19 protein-coding genes and 1 tRNA gene are annotated in these 25,858 nt (G+C 68.5%); 13 read left to right on the forward strand and 7 right to left on the reverse strand.

What is annotated here, in order from left to right:
- The first annotated feature begins 23 nt into the window (after positions 1-23).
- From pyk to ACQFZP_RS04635, 3 genes are all read left to right on the forward strand, one after another.
- A complete protein-coding gene (gene pyk, locus ACQFZP_RS04625; protein ID WP_104311938.1) occupies positions 24-1,481 on the forward strand; it encodes a pyruvate kinase in 1,458 nt (485 codons plus the stop codon).
- 150 nt (positions 1,482-1,631) lie between these two features.
- Positions 1,632-2,666: an alpha/beta hydrolase gene (locus tag ACQFZP_RS04630; RefSeq protein WP_249312036.1), complete on the forward strand. Its 1,035-nt coding sequence runs from the start codon at positions 1,632-1,634 to the stop codon at positions 2,664-2,666.
- Positions 2,667-2,742: 76 nt separating this feature from the next.
- Positions 2,743-3,846 carry an NADH:flavin oxidoreductase/NADH oxidase gene (locus tag ACQFZP_RS04635; RefSeq protein ID WP_211890467.1) on the forward strand — a complete coding sequence of 368 codons (1,104 nt, stop codon included), beginning with the start codon at positions 2,743-2,745 and terminating at the stop codon, positions 3,844-3,846.
- Between the two features lie 45 nt (positions 3,847-3,891).
- Here ACQFZP_RS04635 and ACQFZP_RS04640 read toward each other — a convergent pair whose 3' ends face one another.
- Complete coding sequence (locus tag ACQFZP_RS04640; RefSeq protein WP_104311936.1) at positions 3,892-4,356, reverse strand: MarR family winged helix-turn-helix transcriptional regulator; 465 nt, start codon at positions 4,354-4,356, stop codon at positions 3,892-3,894.
- 54 nt (positions 4,357-4,410) lie between these two features.
- Between ACQFZP_RS04640 and ACQFZP_RS04645 the strand changes: the two genes are divergently transcribed.
- The gene (locus ACQFZP_RS04645; RefSeq protein WP_146080782.1) at positions 4,411-4,665 is read left to right on the forward strand and encodes a hypothetical protein; all 255 of its coding nucleotides are present in this window, start codon (positions 4,411-4,413) and stop codon (positions 4,663-4,665) included.
- Here the strand turns inward: ACQFZP_RS04645 and ACQFZP_RS04650 are convergent.
- Together ACQFZP_RS04650 and ACQFZP_RS04655 are read right to left on the reverse strand one after the other, a co-directional pair.
- Complete coding sequence (locus ACQFZP_RS04650) at positions 4,662-4,865, reverse strand: hypothetical protein (RefSeq protein WP_211890468.1); 204 nt, start codon at positions 4,863-4,865, stop codon at positions 4,662-4,664. The genes ACQFZP_RS04645 and ACQFZP_RS04650 overlap by 4 nt on opposite strands.
- On the reverse strand, positions 4,862-5,506 hold the full coding sequence (locus tag ACQFZP_RS04655; protein WP_211890469.1) for a TetR/AcrR family transcriptional regulator: 645 nt from the start codon (positions 5,504-5,506) through the stop codon (positions 4,862-4,864). Before ACQFZP_RS04655 ends, ACQFZP_RS04650 begins: the two co-directional genes overlap by 4 nt.
- A gap of 208 nt (positions 5,507-5,714) precedes the next feature.
- On the opposite strand from ACQFZP_RS04655, the gene ACQFZP_RS04660 reads away from it, so the two are divergent.
- Positions 5,715-7,298: an HNH endonuclease signature motif containing protein gene (locus ACQFZP_RS04660; protein ID WP_211890470.1), complete on the forward strand. Its 1,584-nt coding sequence runs from the start codon at positions 5,715-5,717 to the stop codon at positions 7,296-7,298.
- Positions 7,299-7,510: 212 nt separating this feature from the next.
- Here the strand turns inward: ACQFZP_RS04660 and ACQFZP_RS04665 are convergent, their stop codons facing one another.
- On the reverse strand, positions 7,511-9,247 hold the full coding sequence (locus tag ACQFZP_RS04665) for a diflavin oxidoreductase (protein ID WP_211890471.1): 1,737 nt from the start codon (positions 9,245-9,247) through the stop codon (positions 7,511-7,513).
- Positions 9,244-14,850 (reverse strand): glutamate synthase-related protein, encoded by a 5,607-nt coding sequence (locus ACQFZP_RS04670; protein WP_211890472.1) that lies wholly within the window; start codon positions 14,848-14,850, stop codon positions 9,244-9,246. The genes ACQFZP_RS04665 and ACQFZP_RS04670 overlap by 4 nt, the downstream gene beginning before the upstream one ends.
- Before the next feature lie 259 nt (positions 14,851-15,109).
- Here ACQFZP_RS04670 and ACQFZP_RS04675 point away from each other — a divergent pair, with 259 nt between their 5' ends.
- Together ACQFZP_RS04675 and ACQFZP_RS04680 are read left to right on the forward strand one after the other, a co-directional pair.
- Positions 15,110-15,916, forward strand: a complete 807-nt coding sequence (locus tag ACQFZP_RS04675; RefSeq protein ID WP_211890473.1) for an SDR family oxidoreductase — start codon at positions 15,110-15,112, stop codon at positions 15,914-15,916.
- Positions 15,917-15,946: 30 nt separating this feature from the next.
- On the forward strand, positions 15,947-16,207 hold the full coding sequence (locus tag ACQFZP_RS04680; protein ID WP_146080781.1) for a hypothetical protein: 261 nt from the start codon (positions 15,947-15,949) through the stop codon (positions 16,205-16,207).
- A 77-nt stretch (positions 16,208-16,284) separates the two neighbouring features.
- On the opposite strand, the gene ACQFZP_RS04685 is transcribed toward ACQFZP_RS04680, so the two are convergent.
- A tRNA-Leu gene (locus ACQFZP_RS04685) sits at positions 16,285-16,370 on the reverse strand.
- A gap of 35 nt (positions 16,371-16,405) precedes the next feature.
- On the opposite strand from ACQFZP_RS04685, the gene ACQFZP_RS04690 reads away from it, so the two are divergent.
- Positions 16,406-17,008 carry an ANTAR domain-containing response regulator gene (locus ACQFZP_RS04690; protein WP_104241240.1) on the forward strand — a complete coding sequence of 201 codons (603 nt, stop codon included), beginning with the start codon at positions 16,406-16,408 and terminating at the stop codon, positions 17,006-17,008.
- 68 nt (positions 17,009-17,076) lie between these two features.
- On the opposite strand, the gene ACQFZP_RS04695 is transcribed toward ACQFZP_RS04690, so the two are convergent.
- Entirely contained in the window at positions 17,077-17,526 is a 450-nt protein-coding gene (locus ACQFZP_RS04695) for a PaaI family thioesterase (protein ID WP_211890474.1), read from the reverse strand.
- 104 nt (positions 17,527-17,630) lie between these two features.
- Here ACQFZP_RS04695 and polA point away from each other — a divergent pair, with 104 nt between their 5' ends.
- The 5 genes from polA (at position 17,631) to ACQFZP_RS04720 (ending at position 25,692) form a co-directional block, all read left to right on the forward strand.
- Positions 17,631-20,261: a DNA polymerase I gene (gene polA / locus ACQFZP_RS04700; protein ID WP_104311928.1), complete on the forward strand. Its 2,631-nt coding sequence runs from the start codon at positions 17,631-17,633 to the stop codon at positions 20,259-20,261.
- Between the two features lie 74 nt (positions 20,262-20,335).
- Positions 20,336-22,033, forward strand: a complete 1,698-nt coding sequence (locus ACQFZP_RS04705; RefSeq protein WP_211890475.1) for a DUF885 domain-containing protein — start codon at positions 20,336-20,338, stop codon at positions 22,031-22,033.
- Positions 22,034-22,150: 117 nt separating this feature from the next.
- Positions 22,151-23,470, forward strand: coding sequence for a GAF domain-containing protein (locus ACQFZP_RS04710; RefSeq protein WP_307852733.1), 1,320 nt, complete (start codon positions 22,151-22,153; stop codon positions 23,468-23,470).
- A gap of 99 nt (positions 23,471-23,569) precedes the next feature.
- Complete coding sequence (exaC, locus tag ACQFZP_RS04715; protein ID WP_211890477.1) at positions 23,570-25,093, forward strand: acetaldehyde dehydrogenase ExaC; 1,524 nt, start codon at positions 23,570-23,572, stop codon at positions 25,091-25,093.
- 137 nt (positions 25,094-25,230) lie between these two features.
- Positions 25,231-25,692 carry a DUF779 domain-containing protein gene (locus ACQFZP_RS04720; RefSeq protein WP_104311924.1) on the forward strand — a complete coding sequence of 154 codons (462 nt, stop codon included), beginning with the start codon at positions 25,231-25,233 and terminating at the stop codon, positions 25,690-25,692.
- The last annotated feature ends 166 nt before the right edge of the window (positions 25,693-25,858 follow it).

Here is a 25,858-nt window from a genome sequence, read left to right on the forward strand (position 1 = left end):
GTCTCGACGAACCGGAGATATGCATGAGCCGTAGAGCGAAGATCGTCGCCACCCTCGGACCAGCCGTCAACACCCCTGAAGGGATCCGCGCCCTCATCGCCGCTGGCGTCAACGTCACGCGCTTCAACCTCAGCCACGGCGACCACACCGTGCACACCGACAACTACAAGCTGGTGCGGGATGCGGCCGAGGAGCTCGGCGTTCCCGTCGCCATCCTCGTCGACCTGCAGGGCCCGAAGATCCGTCTCGAGAAGTTCGAGAACGGCCCTCACGACCTCGCGGTCGGTGACATCTTCAAGATCACCTCGCAGGACGTGCCCGGCACGAAGGAACTCGTCGGCACGACCTACAAGGGCCTGCCCACCGACGTGAAGCCGGGCGACCCGCTCCTCATCGACGACGGCAAGGTGCTCGTGCGCGTCGTGGAGACCGACGGCGTGACCGTCACGACCCGCGTCGAGGTGCCAGGCAAGGTCTCGAACAACAAGGGCATCAACCTGCCCGGTGTCGCCGTGAACGTGCCGGCCCTGTCCGAGAAGGACGAGGACGACCTGCGCTGGGGTCTGCGCATCGGCGCCGACATCATCGCGCTCTCGTTCGTGCGCTCGGCGGAGGACATCAACCGCGTGCACGCGATCATGGACGAGGAGGGCATCCGCCTCCCCGTCATCGCGAAGATCGAGAAGCCGCAGGCGGTCGAGAACCTCAACGAGATCGTCGACGCGTTCGACGGCATCATGGTCGCCCGCGGCGACCTCGGCGTGGAGCTGCCGCTCGAGCAGGTCCCGATCGTGCAGAAGAACGCGATCCAGCAGGCCCGCCGCTGGGCGAAGCCCGTCATCGTCGCGACGCAGATGCTCGAGACGATGATCGAGAACCCGCGCCCCACCCGCGCGGAGGCGTCCGACTGCGCGAACGCCGTCCTCGACGGCGCCGACGCGCTCATGCTGTCCGGTGAGACGAGCGTCGGCGCGTTCCCGATCGAGGCGGTGCGCACCATGGCGCGCATCATCGAGTCGACCGAGACGCACGGCCTGGACCGCATCCCGCCGCTGGGCACGAAGCCGTTCACGCAGGGCGGCGCGATCACCCTCGCCGCGTCGGAAGTGGGCGAGTTCCTCAAGGCGAAGTACTACTGCGTGTTCACGGAGTCCGGTGACTCCGTGCGCCGAATGGCGCGCCTGCGCACCGAGATCCCCGTGCTCGGGTTCACCCCCTCGCCGCACATCGCTCGTCGCATGAACCTCTACTGGGGCGTCACGGCAGCGATCGTCGACCGCGTCACGCACACGGACGAGATGATCGGGCAGGTCGACAAGTACCTCATGGAGAACGGCCTCGCCCAGGCGGGCGACGTCGTCGTGGTCGTGGCCGGCATGCCGCCGGGACGCGCCGGCACCACCAACGACCTCCGGGTGCACCGCGTGGGCGTCGACGACGACCGCGTCGTGCCCGCGTACGAGGGCAAGCACACGCGCTGAGCCAGATCGGCAACGCGGAGGCCGGACAGCACCGACATGCTGTCCGGCCTCTGTGCATCCCCGGCGCGCGCTCGCCTTCGCGCGCCCACGCCGCACCCGGTGCGACGGGTATCGTTTCACCATGGTGAAGTCCGAGACGGAACAGACGATATGAGTCCGCTGCAGGGATCCGTCGACACGGACCCGATGGACTCGCTCGCCGCCGCGACGTCGTGGCGTCCCGACGTCCTCGGCGCTGGCTTCGCCGCGCTCGACCTTCCCCTCAAGCCAGACCAGGAGGGCAAGGTGCTCGCCACGCTCGTCCGCGGGCCGAGAGCTGACCGCTTCGCACGCGGTCCCGCCCGGGGCGCCGACGTGCTCTACGTGCACGGCTGGTCCGACTACTTCTTCCAGAAGCATCACGCGCACTACTGGGCAGGGGAGGGAGCGCGGTTCTTCGCCCTCGATCTCCGCAAGTACGGTCGCAGCCTCCGCGACCACCAGACACCCGGGTTCGTCACCGATCTCGCCACCTACGACGAGGAGCTGGACCGCGCGCTGGAGATCATGGGGCATGGGCCGGGCGGGCATCGCCGCGGTCGCCATCCGCTCATCCTCATCGGCCACTCCACTGGCGGTCTGACGCTGAGCCTGTGGGCCGACAGGCACCCTGGGCGAGCCAGCGCGCTCATTCTGAACAGTCCTTGGCTGGAGCTGCAGACGCGCGCCGCGGTTCGCACGGCCCTCATGCCGCTCATGACACTCGCGGCCCAGCTCCGCCCGACGGACACGTTCAACAACATCGATTTCGGCTTCTACACGAGGGCAGTGAAGAAGAGCCTCGGGGGAGAGTGGGAGTTCGACGAGCGCTGGCGGCCGACGCCGAGCTTCACCGTGCGGGCTGGCTGGCTCAACGCCATCCTCGCGGGCCATGCGGCCGTCGCCGTCGGTCTCGACATCAAGGCGCCGGTCCTGACGATGCTCTCGGCGCGCAGCACGCTGTCCCCGATCTGGCACGAGGCGATGAGGCGGACGGACTCCGTGCTGCGCGTCGACGACATCGCGAGACGCACCCTCAATCTGGGTGACACCGTGACCGTTCGCCGTCTGGATGGCGCACTCCACGACGTGCTCCTCTCGGCGCCACCCGTCCGAGCGAAGGCGTTCGACGCGATGACCACCTGGCTCAAGGGATACCTGGACTGACCGGAGCAGGGAACAACGCAGGCTCGCGGACTGTTGGACTGCGTGTACCCAGCGCCACCGCACCCGAAAGGTCAGTATGAGCCGCCTCCTGTCGCCGATCACCCTTCCGAGCATCGCTGGCGACGGCCTGCCGCTGCGCAACGCCACGTTCCTCGCTCCCATGTGCCAGTACTCCGTGACGGAACGCGACGGCCTGCCGACCTCATGGCAGCTGGTGCACCTCGGCGCGCGGGCCAGCGGTGGCTTCGGGCTGGTCTGGACGGAGGCGACCGCGATCGTCCCAGAGGGACGCATCTCCCCAGAGGACGCGGGCATCTGGAGCGACGAGCACACCGAGGCGTGGCGCCCGATCGTGGAGTTCATTCATGCGCAGGGCGCGGCGGCCGGCATCCAGCTCGCGCACGCCGGCGGGAAGGCGTCCACGTATCCCGCGCTGCCCGAGACGGCGCGCGGCCGGGTTCCTGCTGACGAGGGTGGGTGGACGGCGGAAGCACCGTCGAGCAACGATGCACTCGGCCTTGAGCCCCCGGTCGCTCTGAGCGTCGAAGAGATCGCCGAGATCGTGAGCGCTTGGGGCATCGCGGCGCGTCGGGCGGATGCGGCCGGTTTCGACGCGCTGCAGATCCACGCAGCCCACGGATACCTGGTGCACGAGTTCCTGTCACCGCGCTCGAACCAGCGGAGCGACGAGTACGGCGGATCGTTCGACAACCGCATCCGCTTCGCCCTCGAGGTCGTGAGCGAGGTGCGACGCAACTGGCCTGCCGAGAAGCCGCTCGCGATCCGCTTCTCGGGTGAGGACTGGGTCGAAGGCGGTTGGACCATCGACGAGACCGTCGAGCTCGCCAAGCGCGTGCACGAACTCGGCGTCACCGTATTCGACCTGTCGAGTGGTGGCATCGGCGCGTTCACCGGGCCGGTCGGCCCCGGGTACCAGGTGACACTGGCGCGCGCCGTGCGCGCGGCGCTGCCACGAGAGGGCACGTTCGTGACGGCGGTCGGCCAGATCACGGATGCGCGCCATGCTGAGGCGATCCTCGTGGCCGGTGACGCCGACGGGATCACGATCGGCCGTGCGGCACTCGCGAACCCGAACTGGCCTGTCCATGCCGCAGTCGCGTTGGGGGACGGCCAGGAAGGACTCGTCGCGCCCCAGTACTGGCGCGCGAACATGGCCTAGCCGCTGAGCGCGGCCGGCTCGGGAGCTCGGCCCCGCAGGTGGGCGTCAGCTCTCGTCGCGACCATCTCCGCCGCGGTCGCTCCGTGCGGACGTGGAGTCGGCCAGCAGCTGCGTGAGCGTGTCCTTGAGCGCCTCGAGTTCTGGAATGCTCCAGCCGAGCTCGGCAACGACCTTGACTGGGACTTCCTCAGCCTTCCGCCTGAGGCCGCGCCCCGCGTCCGTGAGCCGGATCTCGACGGCGCGCTCGTCCGCTGGCCTGCGGTTCCGCGTGATGAGTCCCGACGCCTCAAGCCGCTTCACGAGCGGGCTCAGGGTCGCCGGTTCGAGATGCAGCGCTCGGGCGAGCTGACCGAGCGTCTGCCCGTCGTCCTCCCAGAGGCCCAGCATCACGAGGTACTGGGGGTGGGTGAGACCGAGGGGCTCGAGGATGGGGCGGTACAGCGAGATGACGCTCCTGCTCGCAGCGGCGAGGGCGAAGCACAGTTGCTTGTCGAGCGCGAGGAGGTCCACGCGTCCAGACTAGCCGAAGCAACCGAGTCCACGAATAGTTAGTACACTAACAACATGCCGAGCGACAGACTCCCGAACCCCTACAAGGGTCAGCCGGGCTGGTGGAACCGAATCAACCAGGCCCTCTTCCCATTCATGGGCCCCGCCCAGGTGGGTACCGGGGGAGTCGCGCGCACCGACCCCGTGCGCGCACCGTCCGCCTGTCGCGAGTGCGGGCACCCCTATTCGGAGCATCAGGTGCGCCGTGGTGTCGGCGCGAACCAGCCGAGCAGCATCCTCTGCCCGGCGACCCCTTCCGCCGACAACTAGAGCGAGACTACCAGCACCACGAGACCGGCCGCGGCAGTCAGCTTGATGACGATGAGTGTCCACCACCAGTCACGCGGGAAGCGCACGCCGTCGAGGCAGTCCCGGATGAACTCGGGCGGTTTGAGCGACATCACGGCGTGGGCGGCGAGCACGACGGCGAGCGCGAGAGTTGGCCACCACGGGTCTGGGAGAAGTATCACCCTTTCTCCTTGCAGGTGCAGATCGCGGCGAACGCGCGGTGCAGATCCGCGGAGAGATCAGCGGGGTCGGCGGTGCGGCGGGCCGACGCCGTGAAGAGCAGGCCCAGGAATGCGAAGTACAGCGCGCCGGCCTTCTGGGCGGCTTCTGCGCGCGGAGTGCAGCCCCGCACCGTGATCGCGGTGCGGAACTCCTCGGTAAGTCGCGCCGCGAGCTCTGAGAAGAGGCTCGATGAGTGACCACCGGAGACGAGGATCGACGCGTAGACGCGCGCGAGGTCGTCATTCCGCATGAAGACGGCGACAAATGGGGAGGCCAGAGCGACCAGGCGGCCTGAACAGGTGCTGCTGCCCGCGAAGCGCGATTCGATGCGAGGGGCCGGCCCTGGTCGGGTCGTCTCCCACTCGACGATCGCGCCTGCTGCATGCCGGTCGTGCTCAGCTTCGATGAGGCGATCAAAGACCCGGACGAGCAGCGCGTTCTTGTCGCCGACCGATATGACGGTTCCAGCGCTGACGCCCGCTGACTTGGCGATACCGCGGATGCTGGCTCCAGCGAACCCTTCCTCCTGAAAGATCTGTTCGGCGGCGCCGAGCACGCGGGTCTGAGTGAGCCTCTTGATCTCCGCGCGTGTGCTCGACATGGACCGAGCCTATAGTGAACGGGTTCAATGAACACGTTCACTGAAGTCAGGGGCAGGGGGTGCGTCGAGATGCTGCGCCGACCAAGTGTTGTCACGTGATCAGTCCGGCGTCGAACACAGGTTCTGAGTTTTTCCACAATCCCTGGTCAACGGCTGGTTTCTGGGGCGGTCCAGTGCTAGGCTGGTGGTGATCTTGGGGGAGGTTATCGTGGCATCGAAGTTCGAGCAGGAGTCGCATCGCCAGTCGTCGACGGAGACGGCTGTGGTCGATGCGTTGCTCGAGGCGCGGTGTCAGCTGGCGGGGCTTCCGGATGCGGAGATCGTGGTCGCGTTGCGGGAGTTGGCGGCTCGTCGGCGCGTGGTGGATGCGGCGTTGGTGGAGGTCGCTGGGGAGTTGCTGCTCCGGGAGGACGAGTCGCCGCGGGCGGAGTCGGTGGCGCGGAAGTCGGGGTTCCGGAACCTGACGGCCATGCTGGAGCAGGTGCTCGCGGTGCGGCCGTTCGAGGCGAGCACGCTGGTGCGGGTGGCCGCGGCGACGCGGGAGCGGATGAGCGTCACGGGCGAGCCGATCCCGGCGAAGTATCCGGCCGTATCGAAAGCGGTCGGGTCAGCGGTCATGTCGATCGCGCAGGCGTCGGCGATCACGAAGGGCCTGGACCACACCGGGAACCGCGTGGGCGTCGACGAGCTCGAGCGGGCCGAAATGGAGCTGGTCGCGTCGGCGTGCGGGGTGAACCCGGAAGACGAGCAGCCCGCAGTGCCGAAGGTGCTGGAGGTGCAGGCCGCGACGTGGGTGTCATACCTCGACCCGGACGGTGACGAGCCGCGGGCCGACAAGATCGCCGAGGAACGCGGGCTGTGGATCTCCCGGCGCAGCGACGGCGCGGTCACCGGGAAGTTCGTGGCGACGCCGGAGCAGGGCGAGCAGCTGCTGTCGGTGTTCGATGCGCTGCTCTCGCCGCGGCGCAGGGTGGAGTTCCCGGTGGCGTCCGAGTGCGGGGAACCACTCGCCCCGGCCCTCGGCGCCAACGAGCTCCCGCTGGACGAAGACAACGCGCACACCGACAGCGACAACGTCAACGACAACGACAACGACAACGTCGAGGTTCCGCTGGTGGACCCGCGCTCGATCGAGCAGCAGCGCATCGACGCGCTCACGATGCTCGTGCGCGCTTACGCCGAATCCCCAGACGCGCCCAGAACCGGAGGCGAAGCGCCCACCGTCATCATCGTGACCACCAAGGCCGGCATCGCCGGAACCGCAGAACGTCCCGAAGACGTCCCGCACCTCGAGCGCACCGGGGAACCAGTCCCGCCGAGCGTCGCCGCGCAGCTGCTGTGCGACGGGTTCATCCGCGTCGCAACCCGCAGCAGCACCGGGGAGATCCTCGACCTCGGCCGCAAACAACGACTCTTCACCACCGCCCAACGCCGCGCCATCGCGATCCGCGACCGGCAATGCCGGGCCCCCGGCTGCAGCGCACCCGTGCGCTGGTGCGAAGTGCACCACGCACAGCCCTGGAGCGAAGGCGGACCCACCGACGCGAAACACGGCATCCTGCTGTGCTCCTTCCACCACCACGAAGTCCACCGCGGACGGCTCGTCCTCACCAACGGCAACAACGGCAGCAACGGACGCAACGGCAACAACAGCAACGGCAACGGCAGCAGCGGACGCTGGCACGTCGTCCCCGCCCTCGGGCACCACGCCCCACGCAGAACCGCCCGCCGCCGCAGCTACACCACCAACAGCGTCCAAACCGCACGCCCAGCAATCAACCGAAGACCCTGAAACCACCCACCAGCAACCAAGCAGCCGCGGCTCATGTGGCGGGCAGCGACTCCATCATCTGCTCCCATGCGCGGTACGTTTCGGCGCCGACGATCTCGAGCCGCGTCACCACGGCCACGCACTGCGCTCGCACGTCGCACATCTCCAGCCTGGAGGTGCGGCCGTGCGGACCCGGGACGTCATCGGCAAGCACGACCGAACCGCCGCATGAGTCAATACACGTCCCTCACGTAGCGCTTCTGGCGCTTCAGGGCGCCGACGTACTCGGCAGCCACCTCAGCCGTCACTCCGCGCTCCCGCGCGACCACGGCATGCAGCGCATCATCGACGTCCCTTGCCATGCGCGAAGCGTCGCCGCACACGTAGAAGTGGCCACCCTCCTCGAGCCACGCGTACAGCTCTGCACTGTGCTCGAGCATCCGCGTCTGCACGTAGATCTTCTCGGCCTGGTCGCGCGAGAACGCGAGGTCGAGGCGGTCGAGGACACCCCGCTCGCTGAGCCCCGTCAGCTCGTCCTCGTAGATGAAGTCGCTCTCCCGATGCTGGTCACCGAACAGCAGCCAGTTGCGCCCGGAGGCGCCCCGCGCCTCGCGCTCGTGCAGGAAGCCACGGAACGGCGCGATGCCCGTGCCAGGGCCGACCATGATCATGGGCGCGTCATCGTCCTCGGGCACGCGGAACGCAGCGTTCGGCTGCAGGAACAGGTGCACCGGGTCGGCCTCACCCACACGGTCAGCGAGGAACGTCGAGCAGACGCCGCCGTACCGGCGGGCCTCGCTGCCGTAGCGGACGGAAGCGACGGTGAGGTGGATGCGGTCCGGGCTGGCCAGGGGGCTCGACGAGATCGAGTACGCACGGTGCTGCATCGGGCGCAGCAGCGCCGCGAACTCGTCCGCACCAAACGCCACGCCCTGTGCGGCCTTGAGGACGTCGAGCGTGTCCTTCCCCCACAGCCAGCTGTCGAGCTGCGCCTTGTCGCCGCGCTGCACGAGCTCCGCGACGGCGCCGCTTGGCTCGCGCGCCGAGAGCTCCGCGAGCAGGTCCTTCGACGGCGCCGTGATGTCGAGCTCACGTTCGAACGCCGTGCGCAGGCTGGAGCCGTTCTCGAGCGCCTCGTCTCCCGAGAATCCGAGGTGTCCGAGCAGCTCGTCGACGAGTGCCGGCGCGTTGACCGGGACGACCGCGAGGGCGTCGCCCGCCGCATACGTGATGCCGCTGTCGCCGAGCTCGAACTCGTAGTGGCGGATCTCCTTCGAGCTCCGCGGCCCGGAGAGCACGCGGTTCACGGCGAGCCGCGACGGGTACGGGGTCTTCTTGTTCCAGGGAGAGCGCACGCGGGCAGGGGCGGCCGCGGCGGCGGGCGCCGGGGCTGCCGTGTTCGGCTGCAGCGCAGCGAAGTGCTCGACAACCTCTGCGATCCAGGCGGCGGCTGCGTCCTCGTAGTCGACGTCGCAGTCGACGCGCTGCACCACCCGAGTGGCGCCGAGCTGCTCGAGGCGTGTGTCAATGAGCTTGCCTGCCTGGCAGTAGTCGTCGTAGCTGCTGTCACCGAGCGCCAGCACGGCGAACTTCGCAGACTCGAGACGCGGCGCACCGTCGGCAGAGAGCTCCTCCCAGAACAGCTCCGCGTTGTCCGGCATCTCGCCCTCGCCGTACGTGGACGTGACGACGACGATGTTGCGTTCCCCGCCGAGCGCCTCGGGCGAGACGGAGTCGAGCGGGGCGAGCGTCGCCGCGAGACCCGCGCCGCGGGCCGCGGCCGCGAGATCCTCAGCCACGAACTCGCAGTTGCCGGTCTGCGTGCCGATCAGGATCTCGAGCGTGAGCGTCGCCGACTCCACCTCCTTGTCGGCCGTCGGGATCGCGGCCAGGCCCGCCATGAAACCTGAGAGCCAGGCCTGCTGCTCCTTGGTGAACGGGGCGTCCACCGGGATGAACGGCGCGCTCATGCCAGACCTCCGGCGGTTGCCGTGAGACCCGCCATGGCGGCCGAAGGCTGCTGACGCTTCTCCGTGACGACGAGGTCGCGGGCGATGTCCACCAGCGCCGCGGTCGCCAGGATCTCGTCGGTGCCAACCGACTCGAGCAGGCGGCGGTTCTTCACGTTCTGGTGCATGATCCATCCCGTCGTTCCAGGCGCGTCGATGCTGCGCACGTTGCGCAGACGGAGCGCGTCCTTGTAATCCTCCAGGCGCTTGGCAGCGATGAGGGCCGCCAGCGCAGCGTCCTCGAAGCGCTCGAGCTCCCCACGCAGGTACTTGTTGACGCGCTGCATGACGAAGAAGTCCTCGGTGAGGATCAGCTTCCGCACCGCATCCACCACCCGGGGGTCGTCGGGTCCGCTCGCGTCCGGGACGCGTGTGAGCGCGATGCCCTGCGAGATGTTCAGCACGGCGTAGGAGGCGAGCAGCGCGAACCGGTCGTCCCGGTCCGCTTCGGAGCCACTCGGCGTGCGCCCGCCGATGACCGGGTGAGCGCCGCGGTAGGCCTCCTTGAAGAGGCGGATGCGCTGGGTCGCGATCGACGCCGAGAGCTCGTCGAGGAGCTCCTTGCGGCCCTTGGCCGCGAGGATCTCGTCCGCGTCCTGGTACAGGAGCAGCGCCCGGGGCATGCCGCAGAAGAACTTGCTGCGCTCCGCCTCCCAGTCGCCGAGGATCCGCGCGGCGAGCGGAGACCCGGTCGCGTCGAGGTGCCAGTGCAGCAGGAGCTTGACGGCCGCCTCGTGGAAGTCCCCGTGGCTCGTGTCGGTGATGGGGAACACCAGCAGCGAGTCGGCGCTGACGTTGGCGCGAGTCGACCCGTCCGCGTCGTACTGGTAGACGAAGCCGCCGCTCATCCCGTTGCCGAGGCCCTTGCCCGCGCTCCCGAGGTTGAGCACGGCTCCGTTGGTCATGTACTCGCAGCCGAAGTCGCCGATGCCCTCGACGACGGCCGTCGCGCCGGAGTTGCGCACCGCGAAGCGGTCACCCGCCTCGCCCTGCACGAACGTGCGTCCACCGGTCGCGCCGAAGAGTGCGAAGTTGCCGATGAGCACGTTCTCGCCGGGCTGCGAGCCACCTCCGCCGGGGGAGAGGATCACGATGGTGCCGCCTCCTTGGCTCTTGCCGACGCCGTCGTTCGCGGTTCCCGTATGCACGAGGCGCATGCCGTCGTTGCTGAACGCGCCGTATGACTGGCCCGCCGACCCCTGGGTCGTGACGGTCACGCTGCCGTCGACGAGCGAGCGCCGTCCGCGGTCGTCCTCGACGACCGAGGGAAGGTCCGCCACGGTCGCGGCATCGAGCTCGTAGTTGAGCATCCGCTCGATGTCGATGGACAGCTGGCCACCGACCGACTTGAAGCGGTTGCCCATCTCGACGCCCTCGATGAGAACTGCGGGCTCAGCGCGCTCGATGAGCGCGGCCCGGATCTGCTCGACGAGCGAGTCGTCGATGCTGAAGTCCTTCTCGAGGGAGATGGGGTCGGTGACGATCTTCTCCGGCACCTTCGCGAGCATGTCGCGCACATCCAGGTCGCCGACGCTCGCGGGGTGCGCGAGGAGCTGCAGCAGGTCGCCGCGGCCGCGTGCCTCGCCGAGCGAACGAAGGCCGAGGGAGGCGAGGATCTCGCGCACCTCGTGGGAGATGTTGAGCAGGTACTGCGCGAGCGCGCGCGGGTCGCCGTCGAACACCTCCGGGTTCGTCGTGAGGCCGGCTGGGCACTTGATGTTGCAGTTCTTCGCCATGACGCAGCCGAGCATCATCAGCGCCGTCGTGCCGAACTCGAAGCTGTCCCCGCCGAGGAGCGCCGAGGTGACGACGTCACTCGCCATCTGGTGGGCGCCCGAGCAGCGCAGCACGACCTTCTGCCGGAGTCCGTTCGCGAGGAGCGCCTGGTGCACCTCGGCGACGCCGATCTCGGCCGAGCGGCCCGCGTACTTGAGGCTCGTGACGGCCGCAGCCCCCGTGCCGCCCGTGTTGCCCGCCACGTTGATGACGTCGGCGCCGGCCTTCGCGACGCCCACGGCGATCGTGCCGATGCCCTCGGACGAGACGAGCTTGACGACGACGCGAACTCGCGCCGCCTTGCAGTCGTGGATGAGCTGGGCGAGGTCCTCGATCGAGTACGTGTCGTGGTGCGGTGGCGGGGAGACGAGCTCGACGCCTGGCGTCCCGCCTCGGGCCGCGGCGATGTCGACCGTGACCTTGGGGGCAGGCAGCTGCCCGCCCTCGCCTGGCTTCGCGCCCTGGCCGATCTTGATCTCGAGCTCCTGCAGCATCGGGTCGGCGAGGTAGCCGGCCCAGATGCCGAAGCGTCCGGAGGCGAACTGCTTGATGCGCGAGCCGCGGATCGTGTTGTAGCGGGTGATGTGCTCGCCACCCTCACCGCAGTTCGACATGCCGCCGACCATGTTCGTGCCGTGCGCGACCGACTCGTGCGCCGTGGCGACGAGCGCCCCGTGGCTCATGGCGCCGGAGGCGAGCGTGCGGGCGATCTCGTGCGCTGGCTGCACTTCGTCGAGCGAGATGCTGTCCGGTGCCGTCCTCAGCAGGCTGAGAACGCTGGAGATGCCGGGGACCACGCGGACCTCGAGTCCCGCATCCGTCGCCGTGGTCTCGACGATGGCCTCGCCATCGAGTGCGGTGAGGACCTGCGCGAGCGCGTCGTAGCGCGCGGCTTCGTCGTCGAGGGGACCCGTCAGGGTGAGCAGGTAGCGCTCGTTCTCGACGCGCTCGATCTCGAGGCCGCGCACGCGGACGTCGCTGTTCCCGTCGAGCGAGAACCGACTGAGCTCGCGCGCGAACTCGGAGGGGGTCGACGCGAGGCGCACGTCGGCGGGCAGCGAGAGGACATCGCGCAGCGCGGATGGTCGGCGCGTGCGCTCCTGGATCGTGTTGGTGACGAAGTCGCGGTAGCCGGGGGTGATCTCGAACGCGTCGATCTGCTCGGGGGTGAGCGCCCCGTATCCGTTGTACGTGTAGGCCTTGTCGTCGAGCCCGAAGGCGTCGCCGAGCTGGCCGAGCGTGAGGAGGCGCAGCGAGTCGTGGCCCGGGTGCGGCTCGGCGGCCGCCTCGCCCGGTTCCGTCGCCTCAGCAGCCCCCGGCGACTCGAGGACGCGCGGCTCCTCTGTCATGTCGATGAACCCGCGAACGGCCGTGGTCCCGAAGGAATGGCCTGCACCTTCCTGGCGCTCCTTGAAGAGTCCGAGGAGCGGGATCTGCTTCTCGTCGGCGACGGTGACGGCCCGCTCGTGCCACTCGGCGACCGCGAGGGCGATGCGCTCGAAGCGCACCCCGCCGACGGGCGCCGCGAGGTGCGGGAAGTAGCCGGCGAGCACGGGGTCCTTCGTGTCGAGGTAGTTGGGTTCGAAGAACTCGCCACCGATGTAGCTCTCGACCGTGCAGAGGCCGACGCGACCCATCGTCTTCATGAGCGACTTCTCCGCAGCCTTCGCGAAGCGCGCGACCGCGAGGTCCGTCTCGGTGATCGTGTCGACGGATGCGGCGCCGCTCGGGTAGCGCTCCTCCGCGCGCAGCCGCACGCAGAGCGGGTAGACGGCGGCCGCGCCGAAGCCCAGCGCCGACGCGATGTGGTGCGAGGACGGCAGCTGGCCGCTCTCGGCGATGATCGAGACCCGGAGTCTGAGCCCTTCGCGGATCAGCCGCTGGTTCACGGCCGCGATCACCAGGATGAGCGGGATGGCTGCCGCCTTCCTGGACACGTTGCGATCAGTGAGGACCGCGATGCCGCCCTGCGTGCGCGCGAACTCGGCCACGGCGTCGCAGACCCGCTCGACCGCGTCGCGCAGTGATGCCGCGTTGGCCGCGGCGTCACCCTGCACGGGCGTGTAGAGGATCTCGAAGCGCTCGAGCGGCGCGAGGCGCTGCTCCCGCAGCGCGACCATGTTGAGGTGGCTGAGGATCGGGGACGGCACGACGATCTGCCTCGTGCGGTTGCCGCCGTCCGGCTTCGCGCCGAGCGCCACGCGGAGCGTCATCCCGTCGGCTTCGCGGATGCTGTCGAGCGGCGGGTTGGTGACCTGCGCGAACCGCTGCGAGAAGTACTTCGCGAGGCCGCCCTCCTGGTCGGAGAGCGCGTTGATCGCGTTGCCGTAGCCCATCGCGGAGATGCGCTCGGTGCCGTTCGCGAGCATCGGGTCCATCATGAACTTGAAGCTCTCCTGGTTGAGCGAGTACGCAACGTACCTGCCGGCGGGGGAGAGGTCGCCGTCGTAGCCGAGCGTGGAGCTGCCTCGGGTGATCTCGGGCAGCTCGATGTCCTCGATGTTGACTCTGGCCGCTTCGAGCTCCGCGCTGTAGTCGCGGCGCCTGGCGAGCTGCTCGAGCGCCTCTCTCGTGCGGTAGCTGCGTCCCTGACGGTGATCGAAGTACAGCATCCCGCCAGCCTCGATGCGGCCGCGGCGGATGATCGTGCCCGGCGCGAACTGGATCTGTCCCGCCTCGGAGCTCACGACGAGGTAGTCGTCCGTCTCGACGGTTCGCAGCGGCCGCAGGCCGAGGCGGTCGAGCCGGGTGCCGATGATGTCGCCGTTGCTGAAGACGAGGGCGGCCGGACCGTCGTTCTTCTCCTCGTACAGGGAGAAGAACTCGAGCATGTCGCGCACCTCGGGGGTCAGCGTGCGGTCGTTCTCCCACGCCGGCGGCATGGTCGAGACAACGGCCTCGACGAGCTCGAGCCCGTCGTCGAAGACACGGCTCTGGAGCGTCTGGTCGAACCGGCTGCTGTCCGACTGGCCGGGCGGATGCACGATGACGCGTCCGCGGGCGGTCGCGAGGGCGTTCTCGGAGAGGCGGTTCTTGCGGTCGGTGTTGAGCTCGCCGTTGTGCGCGAGCATGCGGAACGGCTGCGCCATGCTCGGGTGCGGTTCCGTGTTGGTCGAGAAGCGCGTGTGGAAGAACAGCGTGCGCACCGACTGGCGCTCGTCGAGCAGGTCGGTGAAGTAGGGGATGACCTCGTTCGAGTTGAGGCGCCCCTTGAGGGTCTGCGTGCGCGCGCTCAGGGAGAGGGGGTAGAGGCCCTGGAGCGCGGGGTCCGCGTACGCGACGCCCTCGATGTCGAGGAGTGCGGCGTTCGCCGCCGAATCCATCTCGGCTCGGCTCCATCCTTCCGCGGCCTCGAACACCCACTGCACGATGGGGAGCTGGTAGTGCGCCGCGGCCGGGCGCGCGACGGAGGGGTCGACGGGAACGTCGCGCACGAGCACGGGCTCGATGCCGTTGGCCCGCAGCGTGCCGGAGATGAGCTCGTGAGCGGCCTCGAGCAGTGCCTCGTCGCTCGGCATGAAGAAGTTGCCGACCCCGAAGAGGCCGGCCGTGAGCTGTCGGCCGACGAGCGCACTGAAGAACTCCACCGACAGGTCGACGTTGACGCCGGCGCCGTCCCCGACACCCTCAGCTGACATCCCTCCGCGGTGCGGGATCGCGCAGAGCGCCTCGTTGCCGAGCCGGATGACGTCGTGGTGCTGGACGCCGTCCTTCCGCGTGATGAAGCCGACGCCACAGTCGCTCTTCTCGAGCTCGGGACGGTACAGACCGGTGATTTTTTGCGACACGAAGATGCCTCCTGGGGACAGCAGCGAGGGGAAAGGCGACGCGAACACTGCAACGTTGGAGGTTTCGTCTGCGGGAGTCGGCACTTGGTGCGGTGCGAGCTTCCCAGCGGCAAAGCGGTATACGTACGGTAAGGGGTGCCTAAGGCTGATGCAAGGCCACGCGCCGTGCGCGCGCACGATCGCTGACCTACCACCTGGTGGGGTGAGGAGTACGATCCGGAGCGCGCACCCGCGTCAGCACCAACAGGGAAGAGGCACCATGAGCACCATCTTCATCACGGGGACTTCGACCGGACTCGGCCGTGCGGCCGTCGAGCTCTTCTCCGCCAGGGGCTGGCGAGTGATCGCCACCATGCGGGCGCCGGAGAAGCAGACGGAGCTTGGTGACCTCCCGGGGGTGACGCTCAAGCGGCTCGACGTGACGGACCCAGAGGCCATCGTCCGCGTCGTGGCCGAGACGCTTGCCGAGGAGCCCGTCGACGTCCTCTTCAACAACGCGGGCTACGGGCTCGCGGGCCCGTTCGAGGCCGCAACGGACGAGCAGATCGTCCAGAACATCACCACCAACCTCCTCGGCGTCATGCGCGTCACGAAGGAGTTCATCCCGCACTTCCGTGAGCGCGGCGCAGGCGTGATCCTCACGACGACGTCCATCGGCGGCAAGGTCACGATGCCCTTCAACTCCGTCTACCACGCCGCGAAGTTCGGCGCCGAGGGGTGGAGCGAGGGCCTCGCCTACGAGCTGGCTCCGTTCGGCATCCGGGTCAAGACCCTTGCACCTGGCGGCATCCGCACCGACTTCGGCGGCCGCAGCCTCGACCAGACCGCTCACCCCGACTACCTGGAAGCGCTCATCCGGGCGACGTCGCGGTTCCGGGACCCGTCCCGCGACTCGACGCGCTCGTCCGCCGAGCAGGTCGCCCAGGCCGCATTCGATGCGGTGACGGACGGGACCGAGCAGATCACGTACGTCGTCGGCCAGGACGCGCAAGAGTACATGGGCATGCGTGAGCAGCTCGGGCAGTCAGGCTTCGTCTCGGCATCCACGAGGCTCTTCTTCGGCTGAGATGGTCGCGGTGGCTGAGATGATGGACGCATGAGCGAAGTCAAGACATACATGCGCACCGCCTCTGCCGAGGCGGATGCTGGCGAAGAGGCCCTCACGGAGGTCACCGACAAGCTGGTGCAGCGCCTCGTCGAGGCAGGGGCCTCCGACGGCGTCACGATTCCCCAGAGCGAAGTCGAGGTCGACGTGCTGGTCGACGACACGCTGAACCTCTGGGACGCGACCGCGACCTGGTCGGGAACCGGTGCGACCTCGTCGGAACCTGAGGAGACGCCCATGACGGGCGAGTAGCGCCGAGCACGAACACCGAGAACGAGACAAGCCCCGGTTCGGCCAGTGATTCACTGGCACGACCGGGGCTTCCCGTCTGGTGCCGGCTGTGGGATTCGAACCCACACGCCCTCTCGGACAGAGCATTTTGAGTGCACCGCGTCTGCCATTCCGCCAAGCCGGCGCAACACCACGGACACAGTATCGTAAGCTCACTACGTGACTGAACAGGAAACCTCTCAAGCCCCGCGACGTGTTGTCGTCGCTGAAGACGAGTCGCTCATCCGGCTCGACATCGTGGAGATCCTCCGCGACAACGGCTTCGACGTGGTCGGAGAGGCCGGCGACGGGGAGACCGCGGTCGCCCTCGCGAAGGAACTCCGCCCCGACCTCGTCATCATGGACGTCAAGATGCCGCAGCTCGACGGCATCTCCGCGGCCGAGCAGCTGTCGAAGGACAGCATCGCGCCCGTTGTGCTCCTCACCGCGTTCAGCCAGAAGGAACTGGTGGAGCGCGCGACTGAGGCGGGCGCCCTCGCGTACGTCGTGAAGCCGTTCACGCAGAACGACCTGCTCCCCGCGATCGAGATCGCGCTCGCTCGCCACGCGCAGCTCATCGCGCTCGAGGCCGAGATCTCCGACCTCAACGAGCGGTTCGAGACCCGCAAGCAGGTCGACCGCGCGAAGGGCCTCCTCACGCAGAAGATGGGTCTCAGCGAGCCAGAGGCGTTCCGCTGGATCCAGAAGGCGTCGATGGACCGCCGTCTCACGATGCAGGAGGTCGCGCAGGCGGTCATCCAGCAGCTCTCGGCCAAGAAGTAGCCGAGCCTCGATCAGCAGAAGCCCTCACCGCGTTGTCGCGGTGAGGGCTTCTTCGGCTCTGCGTGGAACTACTTCGCGGTTCGGATGAGGTTGGTGATGCGGATCGTGGAGCAGCGCTTGCCCGCCTCATCGGTGACCACGATCTCGTGCACCGTCATGGAGCCGCCGAGGTGGATCGCCGTGCACACGCCCGTGACCCAGCCGCTGACCGCGGATCCGGTGTGGGTGGCGTTGATGTCGATGCCGACCGCGAAGCGCCCGGGGCCGGCGTGCACGTTGGCGGCCATGGAACCGAGGGATTCGCCGAGCACGCAGTAGGCGCCGCCGTGCAGCAGGCCGATGGGCTGGGTGTTCCCGTCGACCGGCATGACGGCGACCGAGCGCTCTGGACTCAGCTCGACGCAGAGGATGCCCATCCGCTCGGCCAGCGCGCCGAAGCCGCGACCGTAGGTCACGTCGTGCTGGTCGGGGATGGCGAGCCCGTTGACCGTCGTCGGGGGCGTTTCCAGGTGAGTCATCAGGCTTCCTCCTCGAAGAACGCCCCACAACACGCGCGCATCGGCGCAGTGTCTGGGGCGGCAAGTAGGCTGACCGTGTGTCAGCGCAAAATCAGCCTACCCTCATGGTCATCGACGGCCACTCGCTTGCCTTCAGGGCGTTCTTCGCCCTGCCGGTCGACAGCTTCGTGAACTCGGAGGGGCAGCACACGAACGCCATCCACGGCTTCGTCTCCATGCTCCTCAATCTGCTGCAGAACGAGAACCCGAGTCACATCGCCGTGGCCTTCGACATCTCGCGCAGCTCCTTCCGCACCCGCGAGTACCCCGAGTACAAGGCGGGCCGCGACGCGACTCCCGTCGAGTTCAAGGGGCAGATCCCGCTGCTTCGCGACGCCCTCCACGCGATGGGCATCAAGACCGTCGTGAAGGAGGACTTCGAGGCCGACGACATCCTCGCGACCCTCGCACGGCAGGGGCGCGAGCAGGGCTTCAAGGTGCTCGTCGTCTCGGGCGACCGCGACTCGATCCAGCTCGTCACCGACGATGTCACGCTGCTCTACCCGTCGACGCAGGGCGTGACGAAGCTGACCCGCTACGACCCCGCGAAGGTCGAGGAGCGCTACAGCGTGCGCCCGGAGCAGTACCCGGACGTGGCGGCCCTCGTGGGGGAGAAGAGCGACAACCTCCCCGGTGTCCCCAAGGTCGGCGAGAAGACCGCGGCCAAGTGGCTCGCGCAGTACGGCTCCCTCCAGGGCATCCTCGACCATGCCGACGAGATCGGCGGCAAGGTCGGCGAGTCCTTCCGCGAGCACCGCGAGAACGCGGTCCGCAACCGCAAGCTCAACCGCCTCGTCGATGACGTCGAGCTGCCGGTCGCACCGGATCAGCTCACGCGCGGGTCGATCGACGCGGATGCCGTCCGCGAGATCTTCACGAAGCTGCAGTTCCGCACCCTGCAGGACCGGGTGCTGAAGCTCGCCGACGAAGCGGGTGACGACATCGCGCCCGCCGAAGCAGTCGCTGCGCCCGTTCGACCGGAGCTGCTCGACGAGGAGCTCGAGCAGTGGCTCGAGAAGGCCGTCGCCGCGACCCCGGAGGGCCTCGGCCTCGCGGTCTCGCACAACGCCGAGGGTGGCATCATCGCCATCGGCGTGTCGACGGCCGCCGAGGCGACCGAGCTCCGCTGGATTCCGGAGCGCGTCGACTACGCGCCCCTCGAGGCGTGGCTCGCGAGCGATGCTCCCAAGCTCATGTTCGACGCGAAGCCCCAGCTCAAGGCCCTCACCGTCGCCGGCCTCGCGGTCGGCGGCCAGGTCAAGGACGGGCAGCTCGCCGCGTGGCTCTACCGCCCCCAGAACGCCCCCAAGCGCCTCGCCGAGCTCGTGCAGATGCGACTCGACGAGCAGCTCCCAGAGGGCGACCCGAACCAGCTGCAGCTCGGCGACGAGTCGTCGCTCGTCGCGAGTGACGCCTGGTACACGCAGCGCGCGACGACTGCCGCCCTCGGCATGCTCGAGCCAGGCACGCTCGACGTCTTCACATCCATCGAGACGCCCCTGCTCGCCACGCTCTCGAGCATGGAGCTGCAGGGCGTCGCCATCGACCGCGACTTCCTGCAGGGCCTCGCCGACGACCTGACCGAGCGCATCCGCACCTACGAGCAGGAGGCGTTCGACGCCATCGGCGGCACCGAGATCAACCTCGGCTCCCCGAAGCAGCTGCAGGTCGTGCTCTTCGAGACGCTCGAGATGCCGAAGACCCGCAAGACGAAGACGGGCTTCTCGACGGATGCGGAGTCGCTCGCTGACCTCGAGCGCAACAGCCCGCATCCCTTCCTCGGCGCCCTCCGAAAGCACCGCGACTCGGTGAAGCTGCGACAGATCATGGAGTCGCTGCTCAAGGCCATCGACGAGAGCTCGCGCATCCACACGAGCTACCACCAGATCGGCTCCGCCACGGGCCGCCTGTCGTCGAACGACCCGAACCTGCAGAACATCCCCATCCGCTCCGATGAGGGTCGCCGCATCCGTCGCGCGTTCGTGCACGGACCCGAGTTCGAGTCGCTCCTCACCGCCGACTACTCGCAGATCGAGATGCGCATCATGGCGCACCTGTCGGGCGACGCCGCGCTCATCGAGGCCTTCAACGCGGGGGAGGACCTCCACCGCTTCGTCGGCTCGCGGGTGTTCGGGGTGGACCCGGCCGATGTGACGCCGGCCATGCGCTCGAAGGTCAAGGCGATGTCCTACGGCCTCGCCTACGGCCTCTCAGCGTTCGGCCTGTCGAAGCAGCTGCAGATCGAGGTCGCCGAGGCGAAGAAGCTCATGATCGACTACTTCGAGCGCTTCGGGAAGGTCCGCGACTACCTGCGCAACGTCGTCCTGCAGGCAAAGGAGGACGGGTACACGGAGACCATCTTCGGCCGCAGGCGCCCGTTCCCGGACCTGCACTCGACGAACAGGATCGCGCGCGAGAACGCCGAGCGACAGGCACTCAACTCGCCGATCCAGGGATCGGCGGCCGACATCATCAAGCGCGCCATGAACTCCATCGAGGACCGCATCCGTGCGGAGAACTTCTCGTCCCGCATGCTGCTGCAGGTGCACGACGAGCTCGTGTTCGAGGTCGCCGCCGGTGAGGGCGAGGCGATGGAAGCGCTCGTCCGCGAGGAGATGGCCGCGGCTGCGGACCTCACCGTGCCACTGGAAGTGCAGATCGGGCGCGGCCCGAACTGGGACGAGGCCGCGCACTAGCCCGCGCAGCTGCTCGCCCCGACCCGGTCGGGCCGTGGAGCGGGGACCCAGAGGGGCGAGCATAGGCTTGCGGGATGACGACTTCCGCTCTTCCCACCCAGAACACCAGTCAGCCACGACCGCAGACGGACATCGACCGGCTCGCGGAGGCCTGGGTCGCTACCGAGATCGACCTCTCGCCCGAGCTGCGCGTGGAGCTCGGCGCCGAGGGCGACAAGGCCGAGTACGGCGACTACTCGTCGGCCGCGGCTCCCCGGAAGCGCGCCGCGATCGTCGAGGTGCTCGCGAAGCTGGACACGCTCACCGAGACCGACGAGGTCGACCGTGTGACGGCGCTCGAGCTGCGACGCAGCCTCGGGCTCGAGGTCGAGATGATCGACGCCAAGCTGCACCTGCGTGAACTGTCGAACATCGCATCTCCGGCGCAGGACATCCGCATGGTGTTCGACCTCATGCCTCGCGAGACGCCGAGCGACTTCGAGGACATCGCGCGGCGCCTCGAGAACCTGCCTGCGGCGGTCGAGGGATACACGGAGCGCCTCGGCGCGGGCATCATGGCCGGTGTAGTTCCCGCGAAGCGGCAGGTCCGCGAAGTCGCCGTGCAGACCGGCGAGTACGCGGCCCCGGGGAACTTCTTCGAGCAGCTCGCGGAGTCGTCGCCCGCGACCGGCGAGCTCTCGCAGGAACTCCGCAAGAAGCTGCAGCGAGGCGCTGAGCTCGCGTCTGCCGCGTACGGCGCGTTCACGACGTTCCTCGACGACGAGCTGCTGCCCGCGGCGAGCGAGACCGACGCCGTCGGGCGCGAGCACTACGCGCTCGCCTCCCGCGGCTTCCTCGGTGCCGCCGTCGACCTGGACGAGACCTACGAGTGGGGCCTCGCCGAGCTCGCGCGGATGAAGGCCGAGCAGGAGGCGATCGCGAACGAGATCCTCCCAGGCGCATCCGTCGCGGAGGCCATCGCTCACCTCGAGCTCGATCCGAGCCGAAAACTGCATGGAAAGCCGGCTCTCAAGGCCTGGATGCAGGAGACCAGCGACCGAGCCGTCGCCGAGCTCGCAGAAAGCCACTTCGACATCCCGGAGCCGATGCGCCGACTCGAGTGCATGATCGCGCCAACGGAAGAGGGCGGCATCTACTACACGGGCCCGTCCGAGGACTTCTCCCGTCCCGGCCGCATGTGGTGGTCGGTCACACCGGGCGTCACGGAGTTCGACACCTGGCGCGAGCTGACGACCGTGTACCACGAAGGCGTCCCGGGCCACCACCTGCAGATCGCGCGCGCGACCCTGAACCGAGACCAGCTCAACACCTGGCGACGCAACAACTGGACCTCGGGCCACGGCGAGGGGTGGGCGCTCTACGCGGAACGCCTCATGGAGCAGCTCGGCTACCTCGATGAGCCAGCCGACCGGCTCGGCATGCTTGACGGGCAGCGGATGCGTGCAGCACGCGTCGTCCTCGACATCGGTGTCCACCTCGGCAAGACGGTCCCCGAGGGAGACGAGGTCTGGGACTACGAGTACGCGCTCGACTTCATGCGCCAGCACGTGAACATGCCGGACGGCTTCGTGAAGTTCGAGGTGAACCGCTACTTCGGCTGGCCGGGCCAAGCACCCTCCTACAAGATCGGTCAGCGCATCTGGGAGGAGCTGCGCGCGGAAGCCGAACAGCGAGGCGGGGATGACTTCGACCTCAAGGCCTGGCACTCGCGTGCGCTCGACCTCGGCGGCCTCGGCCTCGACACCCTCCGCGAGGTGCTCAGCACGGACTGATCGGGCGGCTCGAGCGTCCGGCCTTCGTGGCTGGACATCACCCAGGCGGCTTCGCCTAGGCTCGCGGCAGCGAATGCATCGATGCATTCGCTGCCGCGAATCCGAGGAGGCTGCGAGGTGCACCCGCAGAGTGGCGAGAGCGTCGGTCCCGACCAGGCGGCCGCCGCATCCGCCCATTCCCTGATCGACGCCGACGGCGGGCGAAGCGGAGGCGTCGACCTCCGCTCGGCGGTCGCAGGCCTTCGCAGCGTCGTCCGCGAATCCTGGCTCCGTTCGCTGCACCTGCTCGGGAGTCCTTCGAATGCCAGGGCTCGTGACCTCGACGCGTTCGAACCGCTCGCGGCCGCACGCGAACGCAGCCCCCTCCAGCACGTCCTTCCCGTCCTCGACCGCCTGCTCGTCGAGCCGGCCAGGGACACCGGCCTCATCGTCGCCATCACCAACGAGCAGGGACGTCTCCTGTGGGTGCGCGGGGACAGCGACACGCTTCGCCGCGCGGAGCACATGGACTTCGTGGCAGGCGCCGACTGGTCCGAGGGTGCCGTCGGCACGAGCGCCCCGGGCACAGCTCTGGCCTCAGGTCGAGGCGTGCAGATCGCGGGCGCCGAGCACTTCGCCCCCGCGGTGCAGCTGCTCAGCTGCACCGCGGTCCCCATCCGCGATCCCCTGTCCGGCCTCGCGGTGGGAGCCATCGACCTGACGGGTGACGAACGGGCGGTCGGCCCCCATTCCCTCGCCCTCATGCGGGCAGCCGTCGCCGCCGCCGAAGCCGAGATGCGAGTCGCCGCCTTGCTGGCAGGCGCCGCGGCTCGCTCCGGCGGCCCGTCCCTCCCGAGTGCGCCGGCGAACGGGGCCGCTACGGCCAAGGTCAGCGCACTCGGCGTCCATCGTGCTCGACTCGCAGCACCGGGCCTTCCGCCGCTCGAGCTCAGCGGCAGACACGGAGAGATCCTGACGCTCCTCGCCGCACGCCCCTCCGGGCTCAGCGCGGGGGAGCTTGCACTCCGGCTCTACGGTGAGACGGCCAAGGAGGTCACGCTCCGGGCGGAGCTCGCGAGGCTCAGGCCGCTCCTCGCCGAACGCGACCTCGACCTCGTGCCGCGCCCCTATCGTGTCGCGAAGGGCCTCACGAGCGATGCCGCCGAGGTGCTGCGCCTCCTCGCAGCGGGCGACGTCCGGGCGGCGGTGAGGATGTATCCGGGCGAGCTCCTGCCCGCCTCCGATGCGCCTGGCATCCGCGAACTGCGGGCCGAGATCTCGGCGACGCTCCGGGACCAGGTCCTCAGCACGGCGGACACGCCGACGCTGCTCGCCTACCTCGAGCTCCCAGAGGTCGCCCAGGACTCCGACGCCTTCCGCATCGCCCTCGGCGTGCTCCCGCCTCGCTCGCCCGCCCGTTCCAGGTACGTCGCTCGGATCGAATCGCTCGAGTCCTGAAGCGACCCTCGCGCGACAGCGCCATAGTGCTGCAACCCGATTGCAACGTTGTCGCTCCTAATCTGCCGAGGAAGAGTTTCCCCGGACAAAGGAGTCCCCATGACTGTGTACGCCAAGCCAGGAACCGACGGGTCCCTCGTCTCGTTCAAGCCGCGCTACGAGCACTACATCGGCGGCCAATGGGTGCCGCCGGTGAAGGGCGAGTACTTCGAGAACATCACCCCGGTGACCGGCCAGCCCTTCACCGAGGTCGCCCGCGGAACGGCCGAGGACATCGAGGCGGCCCTGGACGCGGCGCACGCCGCAGCCCCCGCCTGGGGCAAGACCAGCCCGGCCGAGCGTGCCGTCATCCTGAACAAGATCGCAGACCGCATCGAGGAGAGCCTCGAGTACATCGCCGTCACCGAGACGTGGGACAACGGCAAGCCCATCCGAGAGTGCCTCGCCGCCGACATCCCGCTCGCGATCGACCACTTCAGATACTTCGCGGGAGCCATCAGGGCGCAGGAAGGAACGCTCAGCCAGCTTGACGACAACACGACCTCGTACCACTTCCACGAGCCGCTCGGCGTCGTCGGCCAGATCATCCCATGGAACTTCCCGATCCTCATGGCCGTGTGGAAGCTCGCGCCAGCACTCGCAGCAGGCAACGCGATCGTCCTGAAGCCGGCAGAGCAGACGCCCACGTCGATCCTCGTGCTCTTCGAGCTCATCGGCGACCTGCTCCCGCCTGGCGTCGTGAACATCGTGAACGGCTTCGGCGCCGAGGCCGGGAAACCGCTGGCGTCGAACTCGCGCATCCGCAAGATCGCGTTCACGGGCGAGACGACGACCGGGCGCCTCATCATGCAGTACGCCTCGCAGAACATCATCCCCGTGACGCTCGAGCTCGGCGGCAAGAGCCCGAACATCTTCTTCGAGGACATCGCGCTGCGCGATGACGCGTACTACGACAAGGCGCAGGAGGGCTTCACGCTCTTCGCCCTCAACCAGGGTGAGGTCTGCACCTGCCCGTCCCGCGCCCTCATCCAGGACTCGATCTACGACCGCTTCCTCGAGGACGTGACCGAGCGCACCCGCAAGATCGTGCAGGGCAACCCGCTCGACACCGACACGCAGGTCGGCGCCCAGGCCTCGAACGACCAGCTCGAGAAGATCCTCAGCTACCTCGAGATCGGACGTCAGGAAGGCGCGAAGGTCCGCATCGGCGGCGCGCGCGCGGAACTGGACGGCGACCTCGCGGGCGGCTACTACGTGCAGCCCACGATCTTCGAAGGCCAGAACAGCATGCGCATCTTCCAGGAGGAGATCTTCGGCCCGGTTGTCGCGGTCACGAAGTTCTCCGACTACGACGACGCGATCTCGATCGCCAACGACACCCTCTACGGTCTCGGCGCCGGTGTCTGGTCGCGCATGGGCAACACCGCGTACCGAGCCGGCCGGGACATCCAGGCCGGCCGTGTCTGGGTCAACCAGTACCACGCGTACCCTGCCCACTCTGCGTTCGGCGGCTACAAGTCCTCCGGCATCGGCCGCGAGAACCACCTCATGATGCTCGACCACTACCAGCAGACGAAGAACCTCCTCGTCAGCTACAGCGAGGACAAGCTGGGCTTCTTCTGATTCACGCCCGCGCCCGGCGTCCGAGCACTCATGGAGTCCTCGGGCGCCGGGCGTACGCTCGCCGCACACGCGACACCGAGCCGCGCGTGCGACCCCAGGCAAGGCCGGACACCAAGACACAACGAACGGGTGAAGACATGCACAGCGAAGTGCGAGGCGATGTCGACGAGCTGCCCAGTGGTGGAGCGCTCGCATCGACCCCGACCATCGAGGGCGAGACCTTCTCCCGGGTCTCCTTCACGCCGGAGGCCGTCGGGATGATCTCGGCGCTCGGGAGGCGCCACGGCCCGCTCATGTTCCATCAGTCCGGGGGCTGCTGCGACGGCTCCTCGCCCATGTGCTACCCGGCTGGCGACTTCCTCACCGGAGACGCCGACGTCCTCCTCGGCACCACCGACATCGCCGACGCGGGTCGAGTGGAGTTCTGGATGTCGCGCGAGCAGTTCGCGTACTGGCGCCACACTCGTCTCACCGTCGACATCGTCACCGGGCGGGGATCCGGCTTCTCGCTGGAGGCCCCGGAAGGCAAGCGCTTCCTGATCCGCTCGCAGCTCATGAACCCCGACGGCACCGACGCGGATTCGCTCGCCGTCTCCTGATCCGTGCAGAGCCGAACGGGGCTCGCGGGACCGACTCGCCGCAAACGCCGGGGAACTCGCCGCGCGCGACACTTGCTCTCACTTGACTTCGCCGACTAGGCTGACAGAGCACTTTTCTGTGTGCACGTATCCGCATTCCCGGATGAGCACCATTGTCCTCGACATC

The sequence above is a fragment of the Pseudoclavibacter sp. Marseille-Q434 genome (genome assembly GCF_050315415.1).
In the GTDB taxonomy this organism is placed as follows: Bacteria; Actinomycetota; Actinomycetes; order Actinomycetales; family Microbacteriaceae; genus Pseudoclavibacter.

What these genes read in the sequence shown, in the direction of transcription:
- pyk (WP_104311938.1), top strand. Translation starts at nt 24, where the DNA reads ATGAGCCGTAGAGCGAAGATCGTCGCCACCCTCGGACCAGCCGTCAAC.
- ACQFZP_RS04655 (WP_211890469.1), bottom strand. Translation starts at nt 5,506, where the DNA reads ATGTCGAGCACACGCGCGGAGATCAAGAGGCTCACTCAGACCCGCGTG.
- ACQFZP_RS04720 (WP_104311924.1), top strand. Translation starts at nt 25,231, where the DNA reads ATGCACAGCGAAGTGCGAGGCGATGTCGACGAGCTGCCCAGTGGTGGA.
- exaC (WP_211890477.1), top strand. Translation starts at nt 23,570, where the DNA reads ATGACTGTGTACGCCAAGCCAGGAACCGACGGGTCCCTCGTCTCGTTC.
- ACQFZP_RS04665 (WP_211890471.1), bottom strand. Translation starts at nt 9,247, where the DNA reads ATGAGCGCGCCGTTCATCCCGGTGGACGCCCCGTTCACCAAGGAGCAG.
- ACQFZP_RS04635 (WP_211890467.1), top strand. Translation starts at nt 2,743, where the DNA reads ATGAGCCGCCTCCTGTCGCCGATCACCCTTCCGAGCATCGCTGGCGAC.
- ACQFZP_RS04695 (WP_211890474.1), bottom strand. Translation starts at nt 17,526, where the DNA reads ATGACTCACCTGGAAACGCCCCCGACGACGGTCAACGGGCTCGCCATC.
- ACQFZP_RS04630 (WP_249312036.1), top strand. Translation starts at nt 1,632, where the DNA reads ATGAGTCCGCTGCAGGGATCCGTCGACACGGACCCGATGGACTCGCTC.
- ACQFZP_RS04645 (WP_146080782.1), top strand. Translation starts at nt 4,411, where the DNA reads ATGCCGAGCGACAGACTCCCGAACCCCTACAAGGGTCAGCCGGGCTGG.
- ACQFZP_RS04680 (WP_146080781.1), top strand. Translation starts at nt 15,947, where the DNA reads ATGAGCGAAGTCAAGACATACATGCGCACCGCCTCTGCCGAGGCGGAT.
- ACQFZP_RS04705 (WP_211890475.1), top strand. Translation starts at nt 20,336, where the DNA reads ATGACGACTTCCGCTCTTCCCACCCAGAACACCAGTCAGCCACGACCG.
- polA (WP_104311928.1), top strand. Translation starts at nt 17,631, where the DNA reads ATGGTCATCGACGGCCACTCGCTTGCCTTCAGGGCGTTCTTCGCCCTG.
- ACQFZP_RS04675 (WP_211890473.1), top strand. Translation starts at nt 15,110, where the DNA reads ATGAGCACCATCTTCATCACGGGGACTTCGACCGGACTCGGCCGTGCG.